At 52.0% G+C, this 18,172-nt stretch carries 9 protein-coding genes; 3 read left to right on the forward strand and 6 right to left on the reverse strand.

Annotation, left to right across the window (positions count from 1 at the left end):
- Nucleotides 1-69: 69 nt before the first annotated feature.
- The 6 genes from EBAPG3_RS14685 to EBAPG3_RS14715 form a co-directional block, all read right to left on the reverse strand.
- Nucleotides 70-1,281 carry an endonuclease/exonuclease/phosphatase family protein gene (locus tag EBAPG3_RS14685; RefSeq protein ID WP_151898970.1) on the reverse strand — a complete coding sequence of 404 codons (1,212 nt, stop codon included), beginning with the start codon at nt 1,279-1,281 and terminating at the stop codon, nt 70-72.
- A gap of 1,143 nt (nt 1,282-2,424) precedes the next feature.
- Entirely contained in the window at nt 2,425-4,836 is a 2,412-nt protein-coding gene (locus tag EBAPG3_RS14690) for a S8 family peptidase (protein WP_004174297.1), read from the reverse strand.
- A gap of 22 nt (nt 4,837-4,858) precedes the next feature.
- The gene (locus tag EBAPG3_RS14695; RefSeq protein ID WP_040851084.1) at nt 4,859-5,929 is read right to left on the reverse strand and encodes an AAA family ATPase; all 1,071 of its coding nucleotides are present in this window, start codon (nt 5,927-5,929) and stop codon (nt 4,859-4,861) included.
- A 282-nt stretch (nt 5,930-6,211) separates the two neighbouring features.
- Nucleotides 6,212-6,730 (reverse strand): terminase small subunit, encoded by a 519-nt coding sequence (locus EBAPG3_RS14700; protein ID WP_081607211.1) that lies wholly within the window; start codon nt 6,728-6,730, stop codon nt 6,212-6,214.
- A gap of 201 nt (nt 6,731-6,931) precedes the next feature.
- The gene (locus EBAPG3_RS14705; RefSeq protein WP_004174302.1) at nt 6,932-7,384 is read right to left on the reverse strand and encodes a hypothetical protein; all 453 of its coding nucleotides are present in this window, start codon (nt 7,382-7,384) and stop codon (nt 6,932-6,934) included.
- Between the two features lie 369 nt (nt 7,385-7,753).
- The gene (locus EBAPG3_RS14715) at nt 7,754-8,485 is read right to left on the reverse strand and encodes a hypothetical protein (RefSeq protein WP_004174304.1); all 732 of its coding nucleotides are present in this window, start codon (nt 8,483-8,485) and stop codon (nt 7,754-7,756) included.
- 285 nt (nt 8,486-8,770) lie between these two features.
- Between EBAPG3_RS14715 and EBAPG3_RS14720 the strand changes: the two genes are divergently transcribed.
- Genes EBAPG3_RS14720 through EBAPG3_RS14730 form a run of 3 tightly spaced genes read left to right on the forward strand, consistent with a single transcriptional unit; the run spans nt 8,771 to nt 18,160 of the window.
- The gene (locus tag EBAPG3_RS14720; RefSeq protein WP_004174306.1) at nt 8,771-12,097 is read left to right on the forward strand and encodes a helicase-related protein; all 3,327 of its coding nucleotides are present in this window, start codon (nt 8,771-8,773) and stop codon (nt 12,095-12,097) included.
- The gene (locus EBAPG3_RS14725; protein ID WP_004174308.1) at nt 12,090-16,229 is read left to right on the forward strand and encodes an Eco57I restriction-modification methylase domain-containing protein; all 4,140 of its coding nucleotides are present in this window, start codon (nt 12,090-12,092) and stop codon (nt 16,227-16,229) included. The genes EBAPG3_RS14720 and EBAPG3_RS14725 overlap by 8 nt, the downstream gene beginning before the upstream one ends.
- Nucleotides 16,226-18,160 (forward strand): AAA family ATPase, encoded by a 1,935-nt coding sequence (locus EBAPG3_RS14730; protein ID WP_004174310.1) that lies wholly within the window; start codon nt 16,226-16,228, stop codon nt 18,158-18,160. The genes EBAPG3_RS14725 and EBAPG3_RS14730 overlap by 4 nt, the downstream gene beginning before the upstream one ends.
- Nucleotides 18,161-18,172: the final 12 nt, after the last annotated feature.

Consider the following 18,172-nt stretch of genomic DNA (forward strand, 5'->3'; position numbering starts at 1 on the left):
TTCTGAGTATTGGCGGCATGATTGTGGAGCGGGGTTTCTTGAATCGTCAGTGTCTTACGCTATCTCATCCTACAACTCCAGCACCGTAATATTCGGGCAATGATCGCTTGTCACGATGGATTGCCGGTATGTTTTTACCACAGCAATCCTGCGTGAACTGAGCTCGCGACTCTGCGATTGCCAGATGGCATTGCTGATAACAATATGATCCAACCCTTTTAAACCGGTGCAGCCTCGCTCGGTCGAAGTCAGCGGGACCTGATGCATCACGGGAAACCCGTCAGCGATCTCTTGCCAGAGATAGCTGCTCTTGACTCCTCCCCACTCATCTTTTGTGTTCGACCCCGCCGGGTCCGAGCCGTCGGTGCGGACTTCTGAAATTGCGACCGGTGCCCTTTCCTCCTCGTCTATCCGGCGATTGAAATCGCCGAAGAGGACGAAACGTGGAGTTTCCGTAGCTACCTTCTCGACCCAATCCTCGATAATGGGAACTTGCCGGTTAAGGATTTCGCACGCCGGGTCCGGATCAGTCAGTTTGTGACCCGCGAACCCCCGGCCCGTTTTTAAATTGGCACAGCCGGACTTGAGATGAATATTCAGGAAAGACACCGGGGCGCCATTGATCACCAGTCGCAGCGCCAGGCCGGGCCTGACGCGGTGGCCAACCGGCTCGCCCTGAAACTGCTCCCCGATTGCCAGATGCGGGTTCGGTACACAACTGCTCGCATTGGATGGAACTGATGAAATCGATTTATCCCAGGCGAACGCCAAGGTTTGAAAGGCGTCGTGCGGCGCAACACAGACATCAAACTGTCCGGCAAAATCGCCAAGCACTTGCTCTATCACCTCCCGGGACTTTACTTCCTGGAACGCAATGATCTTGATATTTTCATTCTGGATCAGATTCTCGACAGTGGCGCGCAAACCGCTTAACTTCGCATTGTAGTTCTCCACCGTCTCTGCCCTGGCTGGATGCTTTCTTTTCCCATATGCGTTGCAGGGAGCGGTCATCATCATCGCCTCAAAGCCACCGGCCGCCACCATGGTTGCTTCCCGGCACCGCCTTGTACGGATTTCCTCTTCCGGTGCCGCGCGCTGCGTACCACGGGGAGTCCTGATGCGGCTGTTACACCAGTTGACCTCGGGCACGCTGCAAACCTCGACATGACGTATAAAGTCGTCAATGGTCCCCGCCCATGCCATGTTAAAGGTGGCAATCCCGACTGGTGCGGTTTCCCGGGCCTGCGCGCTGATCGGCAAACCAAGGGATAGAAATGCCAAAAGGAAAATGAATCGGGAAAGAGGCACGAAACGCGAGTTAGGACTTAGGCTGTCCGGGGGTCTTGCATTTTATTTCCCATAAAAGCGTCCTTCTTGCAGAACCTGCTCCCAATGCTTCCAGGAAAACAGGCGTTTGCTCGTCAATGAGTGTATATCCTGATTTACAAATTTCATTCGCGCGTTTCGCCAATGTTCGCGTTGCCCAATCCCGGCTGGACTGACAAGGTTTAAAATCAGTTTTGATGAAATAGCGTGTCGTCCCGTCATTTAATCTCATCGAAGTCTGCTCATACGCGGGCTTGCTCGCACAACCCGCCAATGATGCGACAGTCAATAATGCGATTAGGATAATTTTCATTATTTCATGAGCATGCGTGTAAAGAGCGCTGATATGAGAAGCGGGCGAAGCTCAGTGGAAGGAGAGATAAGAAATTGTGCATAAACACCCCTACGTTGCAAACGTTTGCATATTCATAATCAAGAGGGTGTCCTTCACATTGAAGTCTGAAATCCCCGTCATTACTGTGTTTCATTGTTAAAGCTAATACAAGTTACCACGTTTGTTACCACGGTTATACTCTTGATACCCTCTTTTTTAAACCTATCGGAAGGGGATCATAAACCGCCTCTTTTCTGGATACCAAACTGGATACTGCTAAAATATTAATTTTACCACCCCGGCGCATTGAGCGGATATACCTCATCGCTTTGGCAAAATAACCTCACAGTATCTTGTTCCTGCCTGGTTAAGGCTGCGTCTAAATTCGCTTCACTGTTCTTTTCTAGAACCTCTAGCAAGATCTCTCGAAGCGGCATGTGTACTGCCCCAGTTGAGAATTTTTTCCAGCATCCGAGATTCTTCGCGACTGCCGCTTGATAAATAGGACTGACACAATCAGCACGACGTACGCTAGCTTCACTTGCTCGCGTCTTGCCAACTCAGTCTCTAAAGCCTTCTGCTGGTCCGCCGTCCTGTGCCCTGCTGTTGGCAACCCTATCGTTAGTAGTTGAAGCGCGAACAAGTGGTGGCATTTTGCAAGCCTTGTGCCGATGAAGAATACCGAGCAGTGGGCGATGCTATCTCAAAGCAAACGAGTTTTCGCGCACGGTGATGCCGTTTGCAAACCTCGGACTTCTGCTTATCTATCTGACATCTATTCTTGGGGCAATAGAAAGTCGAGCCCGCACTTCCTCATAGATCTGCGTGACCCCCGGCATTGCGAACGTTACAGCTAGCGCAAACGGAATAGGCTCATCGATCACCGGACCTTGGTCGGGTTCTCGTCGAACGGTCAATGTTACAACTTGATTTGTGCCTATCACTGGGGCCTGTGCTCCTTCCCAACGTCGTGAGTAGACTGTGCCACGGCGACCTTGATTTTGATCTGGTTGTGCCTTGGCCGCATCAACTCGCAAAGAAAACAACTCGTCCGACTCGGTGAGAGTGAGTCGAACGGCTCGGTAAGACTGTCGGCCTGGCAAAACTGGCGTAAACCAGGCCAGGGTTGCATGCAGTGCGTGTAGCTTTGCCTGTCCATTTATGCAAATAGGGATTGGAACCTGAACCGTGACCGCTTGTTCACGCGGTAATGTGCCGGTGGCCCAAAAGGTGGCTCGATCTTCAGTGCAAGCGACAGCCGCATCAGGATCAGCCAGGCCGAACCCGAGAAATCTCCTGATGTTATCCTTCTGACGAACATGCTGCCTATTGTCAGATGGTCCCAACACTTGTTTGATCAGCTGGGAGGCAGCCGGTGGCCAAGACGCGGTATGAACCAGTAAAGCCTTCAGCAGTGTCGCACGCAGGGCGTGGTTTAGCGATCTAAATGCGTCTCCGTATGCTGTTTCAAGCGCGTCGTGGATCTGGTGACAAGCGCGGGAGGCTAAGGCGGCAGCAGCACTTGTCCCATTGGTGAAGTGCTCAACGCTTTCAACCCCATTGCGTGGTGGTGCTGCAACTTTGAGTCCGTGAGCACGGGCTGGTCCGCTCGGCCTGACTGACAGTGTGGCCCCACTCGCGACAAAGCTCACGTACTCTTTGGCCCCGGGCATCAGAATGTCGGGCTTTACGCTATTCGCGAAACCCGGACCAAGCGCGCTGGACGGATTGGGAGTCGTAAGGTTTGGGAAAGGATCAACGTTTACCCGCGCAAGTCGTCGGTCAGCCGGGGAAACAGCATCCACGTTGACAGCCCCAACCGTTACGCTGTTCACCGATTCAGAGGGCGAAAGGAGCCGCCGCTCGGCGACCAAACGCCCTACTGCGAACATTGCTTCGCGCGCCCGTTGGGCATCCTCCGAACGTTCGAACTGACCGAAGTTCGCAAAGCCCGGAATAGCAAACGGTGCCGTATGATTACCCGCACTTATAACAAAAAGAATCCCAAACCGGTACGAGAGGCGATCGATAAGTCGTGCCCAGGCCGACATTCGCCCTTGAAATGGCTTTCGCGAGTTGCCGAGTGAAATGTTGACAATCAAAATGTCTGGTGCCGAAGGCTCATCCCCCTCTCGCATTGCCGAGATGGCCTGGTAGACCATGTCAATGATCAGCCGATCGTCTGGGAACCTATCATTCGCACCAAGAATAGGTACTAAGTGAAGTCGCCGCCCAAGCCTTTGCTCCGCCTTATTCCGATCTCCGCACATAATCAGCGATGCCATTGCGGTGCCATGATGGCGATCGGTAACTTGAGCAAATGGCTCCAAGCCGAATTGATCATCAACGACCAATGCTCCCGCCAAAAGAGGATGTTGAGCAACTGGAACACCATCAAGCAAAGCTAGGATTGGGGAGCGATCAACGACCAACGGCTCTTCCGGTGCAGTATCCTCAGCTTCTCCAACTTCTATTGTCGTTGCTATGCTTTGTGGTCGGATGTACATTACTGGATCAAGGCCCACGATGCTTTCCGGCGACATGTTGATAATGCTTCGAACCATGACAACAGTTAATTCGGCCAAAATTGCGTGATACCCAATGTCGGCAATCCGGCAACGGCTAATGACATGTCCTCCAGCTGCTATGATTACGTTGCGCAAATCTGTTTCTGACTCATCAGCACGTGCCTCGCTTGCCCTATAAACAAGCTCGATTTCGAGCCGAATTCGCTCGGCATCAGCCCTGAATGCAATCTCTTCAGCGATAATATCTCGCTCCTCGGCTTGGACGCGATCTTGTGGCCCCCATGGCCGAATATTTCTCAATGTCGCGAATACATCGCGCCACGGAGCAAAACCTATTCCCAAGTCTTCCCCCTGGGTCCACCGAAACCATAGCGACGCGATATTGCTCAGAGCCTGAGCATCGGGTACTAACAGATAGACGGTTGGCTCTCTGTCTTGTGCGTCCCCATCAAGCTCTTCCTCGTCAATTAATTCGAGGCCGGGGACGCGTCTGATGGAATTGATGAATGACTGAACTGATCCCCGAACTTCGAAAACGAGCATACGCTCTGGCGCGAGTGCAGTCGGGTCACTTCGAAGTTCGATACCGCTCTGATCACGCTCTAGAATAGATGCCAGTCGATCGAATTTCGGACCGAATGCTGACATCTGATGATCGACACTAAATTGCTCAGGTCTTGGTGGGACTCTTCGGCGCCCGGGTGGTCTTTGTTGTGGTCCGCTGACGTTTAGCCAAAGGAGGGGTTTGTTTGGGTCGATCGACATTCGTTACCTCTGGTTTCACACGGCTAGCCCACAAGTCGAGTTCAACTCGAATCGCAGAATCGATACTGACTTCACCAAGTCCGAGAATATGGCGTCGCCGCACGTTTTGGCAGAAATCGCGCGCTTCTGCATACGACATTGCTCCCAGCCAATCCGCCAATATCAATGCCGAAACCTTTGGCTTCTCCGACCAAGACTCGATAATCTTATGAAGGAACGCTGCGATCTCGTTTTCCTGAGGCGCTGGGAATGCCATTCTCAATTGAAATCGCCGCCAAACCGCACGATCCAAGAGTTCGGCATGGTTTGTCGCCGCTATAGTCAGCACATAACTTGGCAGTTGATCGATTTGCATCAACAAGAATGAGACGACCCGCTTGATTTCACCAGTCTCGTGTGTGTCGCCCCGCTCTTTACCAATCGAATCGAATTCGTCGAAGAACAAGACGCAAGGCTGCGTTCGAACATAATCAAAAAGCTTGCGGAGGCGCGTATTGGTTTCACCAAGATAACTACCAATAAGCGCATCATAACGAACGACGAAAAACGGCAGAGCAAGTGCCTCTGCAACAGCCTCGGCATAGGATGTTTTGCCGTTCCCAGGGGGGCCCGATAGAAGAACCTTGTGGCGTGGCTCGTACCCGTGTGCCCGTAGCACGTCTGCTCGCATGTGCTCTTCAATGAGCTGCTTACCTTCAGCGCGAGCTGGAAGAGTCAAGACCAAATCTTCGAATCGAACCCGCGGCGTCAGTTCAAGAATAATATCGCGGCCGTTGCCCTGAATCGGTTGAGCATTGGTTAAGACTGGCGGTGTGACCGAGACGGCTTGAAGTGCCCGCTGAAGCCGATCCGCCAAGATGTGATGGCTCTTCGCACGCTCGTCCGCCATAAGCGCCTCGACCGTCGAGCGCAACATAGCCTTATCACCAACGGCGCCAGCGCGAACAAGTGAAAGGATGAGATCGCTCTTAGCCATAATTAAATGTAACGGTAGTATTGACGACGCATGGTTAATTGCTTCTAAAATTCACATAGATGAGTGAACTAATTGTTTATCTTCCCATGTCCCGCTGACTTTTACTAGCATTTTGATCAGGTACTTTTGTGACACCAATCAGCCATTTTGTTTAAACTTTTGAGCGTCTGCTTTGACTTTATTCTGTTAAAAAAGTTGATAGCGTTTCAAAAGCAGGCCCATAGAGTTTTAAAACTGTGCGAATTGAAATAAGCTAAGCTTGGCTTGGCATTGACAAAAATATTAAGTATTGGATTTGTCTGGCGCAGGGACGAACGAAACCTGCACGTTTTGCTCTACGTGCGGCTTCTGGCTATTATCCTTGTCGAACAAGCCAAAGTGCTTGCATAGATGCTCTTGTGCTCTATTTTTATCCCACACCTTGATCTTGCGCACTCCTGCCGGATCAACCTCGATGGACGCGATAGCCGCAGCAGTCGCATCATCAAGTTCATGGATTGCCTTTAGCGATCCATCGGCATTAAACAGCTTGCGTACATCAGAGAAGGCGAGCGCCGATACCTCGCGTATCACCTTCTCGGCGGTTACTTCACATCGCTTGGCAATTTCTTTCTGCTTTTCCTCGATAACCTTTTGCACCTTAACATTGCTTAACAGTCTAGAAGCCGCCGCTTCGGCGGAATTGCTGCGCGCGCCATACCCAGCGCGGATATACGCGGCAGTAGCATTAAGGTCAACACAATACTCTTCTGCGAATCTCCGCTGTTTTAGCGTAAGTTCGAGTTGATCTTTTTGGCTCATTTCAAATACCTCATCAAGTACCTCTGGCGCTGCCCGCATTGGAACGGTTTCAATAAATCAGCAATAGTATGGCTATATAGAAAGGTGCACGGCGGGCGTGTCATAACGTTTTTGAAATTAGCTCATATAGCACGGCGGGCGTGTCATATTCCCTACTTTCTTTTTTTGGGTCACCCGCTGGACGTGTCATATCGTTCTTATTTAACCCGCCGGGCGTGTGAGTGAATTTGATTTTAACGGCGGCAGGGGTTCATGCTTACGCCACAAGCTCATCGGCCTTTCGGTGGCTTTGATGTCAAGCTTACCGCCGCATTCATCAATGGCAAAGAAGGTCAATGCATAGAGCTGGGCACGTTTGCGGTCGCCATATCGGCTAACCTCGATCAATTCCTTATCAAGCAGCTCTCGCCTTGCTTTGTTGAGGGTATCGCGGGATTTCCACCCGCGCTTTTTCATGGTTGTCCATGCGAGACACAAATCACCATTATTTAAGCCCTTGAATTGCGCCGACAGGTCGATCAGCAGCTTGACCGCGTGTGCGGAAAGGCTAATGTAAACCTGACTTTCCAGTAGGCAATGAGGCAGAGCTGCGAATCCACCAGGCTCTCGGCGCTCCGGCGAAAGCCAGTTTTTCTTTTTCCTGTCCCAAGCCATGTATTTATTTCGCAGTCCGTTCGATTAGAGCGCGAATATCTTCCACCCTCCAGGCAGTAATACGACGACCTAAGGTTCGGACTGGCTGTGGATAATGCCCGGATTTGACGCCCGCCCACCAGGTTGACTTACTTACGGGGATTACAGCGGGGATAGGAGGTTTTGCTTTCGGATTACCGATAATTTGAGGCAGGCGCAAATAACCGGCTTCAGGTAGTTGGTACATTGTGGATTACTCCCGTCTAAATAAGACCATCGCTGGCCGACAGGCGAATCCTAGTTTATCCGGCAATTGATAAATACGAAAAGGGGTTTCCTTTTAAGAGTAGCACCTCTTGTAAACCGGCGCCAACACTGGCGTTTCGGGTATCACTGTTCTTCCGGCTTGCGTCCGGTTGGCGCCCATTCAGGGCGAATGAGGGTTGCGGCTTTCCAGGCAAGAGTTGATGAAAATCCATTTTGCTCAAACCATGCTGCGACTTTCCCATTGTCAGGATGTGTGTCACGCTCATTTCGGTCGGCGTTTGCCCAAAATTTCTCCGCAGCCTGATTCATTCTTACCAATTTTTCAGACAAATAGCCGTGGTTCGTTAGTGTCATCTTTCCTGACACGCCGGTTTTTATCGGCATCGTAAATCCCTCAGCTACGGTCATGTGCAACTCTGATGGGATCATTGGTGAATAATTCAGCTCCCGGTCACCAGGGCGCTCTTCTAATCGAATATGGCTATCTGAACCATAGAAACGGGTAAACGCTTGCTCAAATTCATCTTTCCAGACGAATACGCCAGCCGGTAAAAGCGGTATCGAATCGCGCCGCCAGACAAGATTATTCTCATCTTTAATCTTTTCACTCAACTGGAGCTTGTCGGACAAGGCTTGCAAACCGGCCGTAATACCGTCCCATTCTTTGGGCAACATGCTCGCCGGTACGCCATTGGAAGACAGATGATGGGCGGTAATACCCTTGAGTTTTTTCGGCAAATCGATATTCGCCAGCGATGCAGCCACATTGATCGGAGACATCAGCCCGCCGGTAATAAAAGGTATTGCGCGAACCGGGATTACTTCCCGGCTATCAATAAGTAGGATGACATTCATAACGTATTTTTCTTATTGGTTATTTGGGACGACTGATAAAGCTCGAAACAGCCGCACTGGCATTCCAAGAATAAGGAATATGCTGATTTTACGGTATGGGCAGCATGCTATACACTTGCGCGCAATAAAACGGAGAGAGAAACATGTCTTATTTACAGCACGCGATGACTGATGGCTAAGCGAGAATTACAGGTGAAGGAAGTACGCGTACCGCACCGGGTAGAATACGCGCTTTGCGCAGTCGTTGAGGAAAGCAAAACGGGAACGTGTGATATAGGGAACTGAATGACAATAAAAACAATTGCAAATAGCCACGGCATCCGTGACAACCATGGACGCGGCAAAGTAGCGGATTTCCTGGTCGAAAAAATATCGGACAACAGCGTTCTATCTGTCGTCTCGGCCTATTTCACCATTTATGCTTACGAGGCGTTGGCAAACCAACTCGATCGCGTCCAGACCGTGCGCTTCCTGTTTGGCGAACCGCGCTTCATTGCGACGCTTGATCCGGAAAAGACGGACAAGAAATTCTTCAAGATTGAAGATGAGGGACTCGAACTCTCCAATCGGCTACAACAGAAGGAAATCGCCCGCCGTTGCGCAAACTGGATTAAGGCCAAAGTCGAAATCCGCTCGATCCGCCAAGCCAATCTGCTACACGGCAAGCTTTACCACATTCACGACGGGCACCGCGAGCACGCCATCTTGGGTAGTTCCAATTTCACCCGCCGCGGTCTCGGATTATCCGCCACTCCGAACATAGAGCTCAATCTGATCGTTGATAGCGACCGCGACCGGGCGGATCTCAAGGCCTGGTTTGACGACGTCTGGGCCGACGCCAAGCTGGTCGCCGACGTCAAAGATGAGGTGCTGCGTTACCTCGCCCAACTTTATGTCGATCATGCGCCCGAATTCATTTACTTCAAGACGCTGTTTCACGTTTTTGAACGCTTCCTGTCCGAGCAAGCCGACGATGCGCGTCTGTTCGAGCAAACTGCAATCGTCGATACTGAAATCTGGAAGACATTGTTTGACTTCCAGAAGGATGGGGTCAAAGGGGCCATACACAAGATTAACTCACATAATGGGTGCGTCCTGGCCGATAGTGTCGGCCTAGGGAAGACCTATTCCGCACTGGCAGTAATCAAATATTTCGAGTTACGCAACCACCGCGTACTTGTTCTTTGCCCAAAGAAGCTGCGCGATAACTGGACTGTGTATCTCGCCCAGAACAACAGTGATTTGAATCCATTCCTTCGGGATCGCTTCGCCTACACGGTGCTCTCCCATACCGACTTGTCCCGCGAAAGCGGAAAAGTGGATGGGGTTGACCTCGCCACCCTGAACTGGGGTAATTTCGACCTCATCGTCATCGACGAATCCCACAATTTTCGTAACAACGTAAAGGGTAAACGCGACGAGGATGGCAAAGTCGTCCGCAAGAGCCGCTACGAGCGGCTGATGGAAGACATCATCCAAACGGGAGTAAAAACCAAGGTGATGCTACTCTCCGCCACGCCGGTGAACAATGACCTCAAGGATTTACGCAACCAGATCTATTTCGTTACCGAAGGACATGATGCCGTATTCTCGCAAAGCTTGGGTATTCGCAGCATCAAAGATACCCTCTCTACCGCTCAAAGAACCTTCATGGAATGGGCCAAGCGCGCTGGCGAGAAGGACGCCAAAGAATTGATGGATCGTCTGCCGGCAGGTTTTTTCACCCTGCTTGACGAGCTTACCATTGCCCGGTCCCGCAAGCATATAAAGCGTTACTACCGCGCCTCTCTGGCAGTCATCGGTCAATTTCCGAGGCGTGCCAAGCCACAGTCGATTTACGCCGACATAGACACCAAGCATCGCTTCCCTACCTATGATCGGCTGAATCAGGAAATCGGGAAATACAAGCTTTCCCTGTTCAAACCGTCTGAATATGTATTGCCGCAGTTTAAGCACCTTTACACGGGGGAAAGCGTTATCAAGAACTTCAGCCAGGAAAAACGGGAAGACTTCCTTATTGGCATGATGAAGGTCAATTTCCTTAAGCGTTTGGAGAGTTCCGTGCGTTCTTTCGCCATCACCATGGACCGCACGGTCAGAAAGCTCGAAGACCTGGAAGCGCGTATCGGCAAATTTCGCGAGTTGCGCGATGCCAAAGCACAGGAATTGCAACCGGAACTGTTCGTCATGGAGGCAGAAGAAGACGAGGAACTGCGTGAGGCCTTTGAGGTCGGGACGCTCAAATATCGCCTGGAGCACATGGACGTTGATCGATGGCTGGCAGATTTGACCAGCGACAAGCAGCAGCTATCCATGCTTGCGGAAAGCGCCGATGGCGTAGCCCCGGAGCGCGATGCCAAACTTGCTGAACTGAAAAAGATCATCGAACACAAGGTCAGGCACCCCAGCATCAACAACCTCGGGGACGAGAATCGCAAAATAATCGTCTTCTGCGCCTTCGCCGACACAGCAGCCTACCTCTATGAAGAGATTGAAGGGTGGGCGCGTAATAGATTGGGTGTCCACATTGCCTTGGTTTCCGGCGGTGCCAAACCCAACCGCACCACCTTCGGCCAAGCGGATTTCACTCAGATACTCACCAACTTTTCTCCCCGCGCGAAGCAGCGAGCAAAGATGAAATCGATGCCCCAGGATAGGGAAATCGACATCCTGATCGCCACGGACTGCATCTCCGAAGGCCAGAATCTCCATGATTGTGACCTGCTGGTGAACTACGACATTCACTGGAACCCGGTACGCATCATCCAGCGCTTCGGCCGGATCGATCGCATCGGCAGCGAGAACAAGGAAATCCAGCTCATCAATTTCTGGCCGACACCCGACCTCAACAAATACATCAACCTGAAGAATCGGGTCGAGGCACGCATGGCGCTCGTGGACATCGCCGCCACCGCCGAAGACAACATCCTGGAGGCCGAGGATTTGAGGGAGCTGATTCAGGAAGACCTGCGTTACCGCGACAAACAGTTACTGCGCCTCAAAGACGAAGTGCTCGATCTGGAGGATTTCAACGAATCGGTCGCCCTTAACGAATTCACCCTCGACGATTTCCGCATGGAACTCGCGTCCTACATCGAAGCCAACCGAGAAAAGCTTGAACAGGCGCCTTTTGGTCTCTACGCCGTCGTGCCGCCTCATACCGATCATCAAACCATCAAGCCCGGCGCCATCTACTGCCTCAAACAACGTATCGATGCCAGCGGCAACGAAGCAGTGAATCCACTACAGCCTTATTTTCTGGTCTATATCCGCGATGATGGCGAAGTGCGCTACAACTTCACCAGCCCGAAACAGATACTCGAAATCTTCCGGGCGGTAGGTCAGGGCAAGACCGAGCCCTATGCCCAGCTATGCGAACTCTTCGATTCGAAAACCAAGAATGGAGAGGACATGAGCCAATACAGCAGTCTGTTAGACCGTGCCGTTACCGCCATCGCCGCGCAATTCGAGCGAAAAAATGCCGGCAATCTTTTTTCCGGGCGTGGTGGCAAGCTCACCGACGCGAGTAAGCAAGTAAAATCTGCCGGGGATTTTGATCTCATCACTTGGCTGGTCATCAAGAGTACAGAGAAGGCACCCACCGATGCTTGAGTTTAATCCACAAAAGCTGGGCGCGCTGCGTACCGCACTGACGAATTTCCAGAATCGCCCACTAAGCGAGGCTAGTTCAGAGCTACTATCATTGCTTGGATACAAGAGCGACAAGACCGCCGACTTCGGCTCCAAGCCAGAGCAATTCATTGCGGCTGTAGAAGATGCTGCGCACAGCACTTTCAACCGTGACAGAGCGCATGTTTCCCGATGGAAGCAGTGCGCCCTTTTGTTCCAGCTTACTAACGATGAAATCCCTTCGCTTGCACTTGGGCAGCAAGTCTTGGCCACCGATACCAGGCTGGCGCGGAGCCTCATCGAATCCTTTGTTTTTCTGGCCATCGAATTGCAGGGGGAGAACTGGTCTCGTACCAACCTTGCTGCTATCGCAAGGGAACTGAATCGTCACTTTCCCATGCCCGCCATCGTGATCTTTAAATACTGCGATCTAGTTTCTCTGGTAGTGATCGACCGACGCGCCAACAAGCGCGACACTAGCCGTGACGTTATCGATAACCGCATCACTGTCATTAAGGACGTGCGGAGTAAAAATCCTCACCGCGCCCATTTGGACATCCTGGCCGGGCTGGCACTGGAAAATCTAGGCGAAAAAAAACGCCGCCCGACCAACTTCCGTGAGCTGTACGACGCCTGGATCGTCGCACTCTCTACACAAGCGCTCAATAAGCGTTTTTATACCGAGCTTTCTCGGTGGTATTTTTGGGCAGTGAAACAGGTTGCCTTTCCACCGGGCGGTGGCGAAGACGAATCCAAGCGCAATTCTGTTGCCGTCATCCGGTTGCTCACGCGTCTGATCTTCGTTTGGTTCATCAAGGAAAAAGGGTTGATCCAGGAAGATCTGTTTGAAGCTGCACAACTCAAAACGTTGCTTAAATCCGACCCTTCGGCAAACGGTGAAGACAGCACGTATTACCTCGCTATTTTACAAAACCTGTTCTTCGCCAGTCTTAATGTTGAAATGGGCTTAGACCGTAAATGGGCAGCGGACGGCGGAGGCATGAAAAGCGACAGGCTGATTCATTCGCTCTATCGTCACAAGGAAATGTTTCGTGACCCGGACCAAGTTCTCAAGGAATACTTCTCGAAAATCCCCTTCTTAAATGGGGGCCTGTTCGAGTGTCTGGATCGAGAACTCACCGAACGTGACTTTCAACGCAACCCGGAACTGAAATCCATAGCTGTCAAAGAAGGTAATGGTTACGTGCTGCGTGTGGATGGCTTTTCCCGCCGCAAGGATGCGCAGCCTGTCGTTCCCAACAAGTTATTTTTTGGTGGTGAAATGCAGGCCGATCTCGGTGTCGACCTTGGCACCAAGGGCAAGCTTATCGACGTTTATGGACTGATTGATATTTTTAGACGCTACAAATTCACTGTAGATGAAAACACCCCAGCGGAAGAGGAAGTCGCCCTTGATCCCGAACTGCTCGGTAAGGTTTTCGAGAACCTGCTCGCGAGCTACAACGAGGACACACAAGCTACCGCCCGCAAATTATCCGGCTCGTTCTACACGCCACGCGAGGTGGTGGACTACATGGTAGATGAAGTGCTTATCGCGTACTTTGATCGAGCTTTGCATACACCTCAGACTAAGAGCGTTGGCAAACGGAAAGCCATGTTATCCCACGCCGTCAACGAATTTCTTGACCTCGGCAACCAACCCGGTGAGCTTGCATTGAACATCACTCCCGCGAAAGCGGGAATCCAAAAAACTGAAGCTGATGAGTTGGTTTCAACTTGTCGCGGGAGTAATGATATTGAGGTGCGTCTGCGCAGCTTACTTTCCTACGTAGACACCCCGCACGAATTCAGCTTGGTGGAAGTGAAATCGATCATTGCAGCCATCGAGCAACTGAAAGTTCTTGACCCCGCCTGCGGTTCCGGCGCATTCCCGATGGGAGTGCTGCAAAAACTTGTGCATATACTTAGGAAGCTGGACCCCAACAACGAACTGTGGAAAACGCAAAACCGCACCCCGTTGGCGGCGCAACTCGCGGAAGCAAAAAAAATCCGCGACCTGTCTTTACACGCAGCCAAGGTGGAGGAAGCGGAAAGCGCGCTCACAAAATTCGACCGTGACTTCGCCAACGCCAAACACGCCGATTACACCCGCAAACTCTATCTTATTGAAAAATGCATCCACGGCGTAGACATTCAACCTATCGCCGTGCAGATCGCTAAGCTGCGTTTTTTCATCGCGCTGGTGGTGAGTCAGGAAATGGATAAATCAAGAGATAACTGGGGTATCACTGCGTTACCTAACTTGGAAACCAAGATTGTCGCTGCCGATAGCCTCACTCCAATTCGTGATGTAAAAAGTAACTTGACCGAGAACTACCAGCTTGGTCATGACGCCATCAAAGCGATTGAAGCGGGCCTGCACGATGCCAGCGAAAATTATTTCTCTGCACGAACCACCAAAACCAAACGCAAGTTCCGCGAGATCATCCAAAACTTGCGTGACCAGCTAGCCAGCGAACTGGAGCAAAGCGGATTCTCTACAGCAAAAGCCCAGCAACTGGTGCATTGGAACCCCTTCGATCAGAATACTGCCGCTGATTTTTTCGATCCGGAGTGGATGTTCCAGTTGGGTAACGGCTTTGACGTGGTGATTGGTAATCCACCCTATGTGCGGCAGGAAGAGATCAAGCACCTCAAAGACGGCCTCAAGGCACATTATGATTGTTACACCGGCACTGCCGATCTCTACGTTTATTTCTATGAACGTTCCATCAAGCTACTCAAACCTCACGGCGCGTTTGCCTTCATCACCTCCAACAAATGGTATCGCGCCAAATACGGCGAAAAGCTGCGCGACTGGATGAACTGCAACACCAAGCTTAGGCGCATCATCGACTTCGGCGATGAGACCGTATTCACGGCGATTGCCTACCCCACTATTGTCATCGCAACGCGCCGCGCACAGACGGTCAAGACACCGGGGCAAGATGAGGATGTGCTGGCGCTCAATTGGACGCAGGAGCACCCGGTCGAACAGTTTCCCCAAGTATTCGCCGAAACGGCCTTCCCTGTACCACAGGCGGAACTATCCAAGAACGGTTGGCAATTGGAGCCACCCGTAAAGCGTCGCCTTCTGGAACGTATCCGCACCGCAGGCAAGCCGCTGGGAGAATACGTCCGGGGCCGTTTCTATTACGGCATCAAGACCGGCTTCAACGACGCCTTCGTCATCAACGGTGCGAGTCGCGCCCAGCTGATCGCCAAAGACCCGAAATCAGCGGAGATCATCAAGCCCTTCCTGCGAGGGCGCGATGTGAAGCGGTGGCAGGTTGAGTTTTCTGACCAATACCTCATCAAGATTGAGTCATCGGAAAACAAAGGCCATCCGTGGTCAGGTAAATCGAAAAAGGAAGCGGAGGAGGTTTTTGCCACAACATATCCCGCAATTTACGAGCACTTCCAATCGCTACGAGATGTTGAGTTGGATAAACCCGATGCTCGTGGTTGTCGCAACAAGTTCGAGCAACTCCAGCGCAGAGATGATCAAGGCAAGTTTTTTTGGGAACTACGATCATGTATCTATTGGCAGGAGTTTGAACAACCGAAGATTGTGGTGCCGGCCATTGCAGAAGCACCGAGTTTCGCGCCTGATTTTAAGGGGCATTACAGCAACAATAAGAGCACGATATTTCTTCCGCCAAAAATCAATTTTGCGCTCGGCGCTTTAAATTCCAGTATCAATGCGTGGCTTGCCACACAGGTTTGTTCAACCAAGCAAGGTGGGTTCCTCGACTTCGAGCCAAGATACTCCGGGCAGTTGATTATCCCATCGGCTGACATCGCTCAGATTACGCTGGTGGAAGCTGCCGTTTCTGCCGTCCTTGTAACCCGCGATGTCCACTTGGAGCAACTCATCAGCGGCCTCATCTATGAACTCTTCTTCCCCGAAGACCTGCACCGCGTCGGCATTCGCCTGTTTGACGCTTGCGAAAAGGCAGGCATCGCCAACCTCGCCACTCTCCAGGGTCAGGTACTGGTCGATGAAGCCAACAATCTGGCCGCCCGCATCTTCGTTACCAACAACCCCATCTACGCCATGCTCTTCGACCTGCAAGCCTTGGACGTGGTGCGCATCATTGAGGGACGAGAATGACAGCGCACCTTCAGTCGCTGCGCATCAAGCGTCTGACACTCACCGACTTCCGTGCCTTCCCCGGTCCAGCGCCGACGGATTTCGATCTCGACGGCAAGAACCTGCTGGTCTATGGCGAGAACGGGGCGGGTAAGTCGTCCATCTTTCATGCACTAAACGGTTTCTTTTCACTCAAACCCAAGAAACCGCTACGTGAACATAAGAACGTATTCTCTGGCCAACCGGATAACAATTGTAGGGTTAGCGTGGAATTTACCGATGGCGCGGCGGCAGTAGATTGGACGGTTTCCAAGCACCCGGGTGCCGTTGATTTGTCAGTTCCAGTAGATAACTGGTACAAATATTTTTACCGCAATGCCGATTCGCGTGTTGTTACAACTGCATTACGGCGCACCTGTCTGGATTATCGATCGCTGCTGGATACCAACTACAAACACCATGACGATGCGATTAACCTATTCGACATTGCGGTTGAGCATTTGCTGCGGGATTTCCCGGTTGTTGTTGAGGGTGGAAAGAATGCGAGCATCGGTGAGCTCTGGGCCAAGGTGTTAAAGGCCAAACCCAGCCAACACACATCCGCCGCCATTACACGCATGAACCAAGCATGCCTGGAATTCAATACCGCTTTCCGTAACGCCATTCCTGCACTGCTTCCCCACATCAACGCACTGATGCGAGAACTGGGCTGGGACGATGTGGAACTCAAGGGGTTTCGGACACCAGGACTTACCTATAACAACGCGCGGCTGAAACAGCATCGGGCCATCGAGGGCCAGGTGCTGACACCGGAATTGACCTTCCGCGACCATCCATTGCCTGCTCCGCAGATTTTCCTGAACGAGGCTAGGCTTTCAGCACTCGGGCTGGCGATCTATCTTGCCGGGCGCCTCGCTTGCACCCCGACAGCCACGACAGACGCGCTGAAGCTTCTGGTGTTGGACGATGTGCTGATCGGCCTGGATCACTCCAACCGATTGCCGGTTCTTGATGTGCTACGCAAGCATTTTTTTGATTGGCAGATCGTCTTGCTCACCCATGACCGAGTTTGGTTCGAGATGGCGCGCTTTCATATTGGCAACAGCGGGCAATGGAAATGCCTGGAGGTCTTTGAAGGCGAGGATGCGACGCGAGGAATCCCAGCACCGACAGTTCGTTCTGCTGGTGACAAGGCGGCGAGGGTCAGCCTCGATCAGGCTCGTACCTTTCTCGCTGACCATCACATTTCGGCAGCTGCCAATTACACGCGCGCAGCCTTCGAACTCACGTTGAAGTCTTTCTGTGAGCGGTTTGGTGTGCCAGTGACATTCAAGACTGACCCTCGCCATTTGGATACAGACAAGCTGCTTTGCGCTGTGGAAGTCTGGTTCAGGACTCATGCGGGGAAGGGGTTTTTGGCAGGTGTTATTGAGAGGGTTAAGCTATTCCGCAAGGTTGTGCTCAACCCCCACTCCCATGCTTCGCCTCCCGACATTGCGCGCGCCGAAGTGAAAGGTGCAATAGCGGCGGTTGAGAATCTACTTGCCATTTTGGATCCCGGTGGCGTGGAGGGCGACCCGCTCCAGGCTGCACAAAAACTGATTGCGAAAACATCTCCTTCGATTGAAGATCTGCACGCTGCGCTAGGATTTCTGCGCGCGGCGTTCCTTTTCAGTCTTCGCCGATTCGGTGACCGCAAGCATTTGCATATCACCTTCACGGAGCAGGCAATCAACGGTTTGACTCTGTGGAAAGCTGTTATAGCTGACCAATCGAGACTATTCCCCTCACCGCATGACGGCGTTCCGACTCAGGTCGAGGCCGAGCGCCGCTGGCTGATCTCGCCTGTCAGCGCCGCCGATCTAGCGGCCCTGACCCACGCGGACCTCGTTCGACTTACCGGATTACTGGCGCCGGCCGGTTCGTTGGAGTTAATACTCGATTCACTTTAAGGTACTTCGAGA

Origin of the sequence: Nitrosospira lacus (assembly GCF_000355765.4) — a bacterium.
Classification (GTDB): domain Bacteria; phylum Pseudomonadota; class Gammaproteobacteria; order Burkholderiales; family Nitrosomonadaceae; genus Nitrosospira; species Nitrosospira lacus.

Excerpts from the sequence above, each read along its gene's own strand:
- EBAPG3_RS14725 (WP_004174308.1), top strand. The coding sequence starts at position 12,090 with ATGCTTGAGTTTAATCCACAAAAGCTGGGCGCGCTGCGTACCGCACTG.
- EBAPG3_RS14695 (WP_040851084.1), bottom strand. The coding sequence starts at position 5,929 with ATGGCTAAGAGCGATCTCATCCTTTCACTTGTTCGCGCTGGCGCCGTT.
- EBAPG3_RS14705 (WP_004174302.1), bottom strand. The coding sequence starts at position 7,384 with ATGGCTTGGGACAGGAAAAAGAAAAACTGGCTTTCGCCGGAGCGCCGA.
- EBAPG3_RS14730 (WP_004174310.1), top strand. The coding sequence starts at position 16,226 with ATGACAGCGCACCTTCAGTCGCTGCGCATCAAGCGTCTGACACTCACC.
- EBAPG3_RS14690 (WP_004174297.1), bottom strand. The coding sequence starts at position 4,836 with ATGTCAGCATTCGGTCCGAAATTCGATCGACTGGCATCTATTCTAGAG.
- EBAPG3_RS14700 (WP_081607211.1), bottom strand. The coding sequence starts at position 6,730 with ATGAGCCAAAAAGATCAACTCGAACTTACGCTAAAACAGCGGAGATTC.
- EBAPG3_RS14715 (WP_004174304.1), bottom strand. The coding sequence starts at position 8,485 with ATGAATGTCATCCTACTTATTGATAGCCGGGAAGTAATCCCGGTTCGC.
- EBAPG3_RS14720 (WP_004174306.1), top strand. The coding sequence starts at position 8,771 with ATGACAATAAAAACAATTGCAAATAGCCACGGCATCCGTGACAACCAT.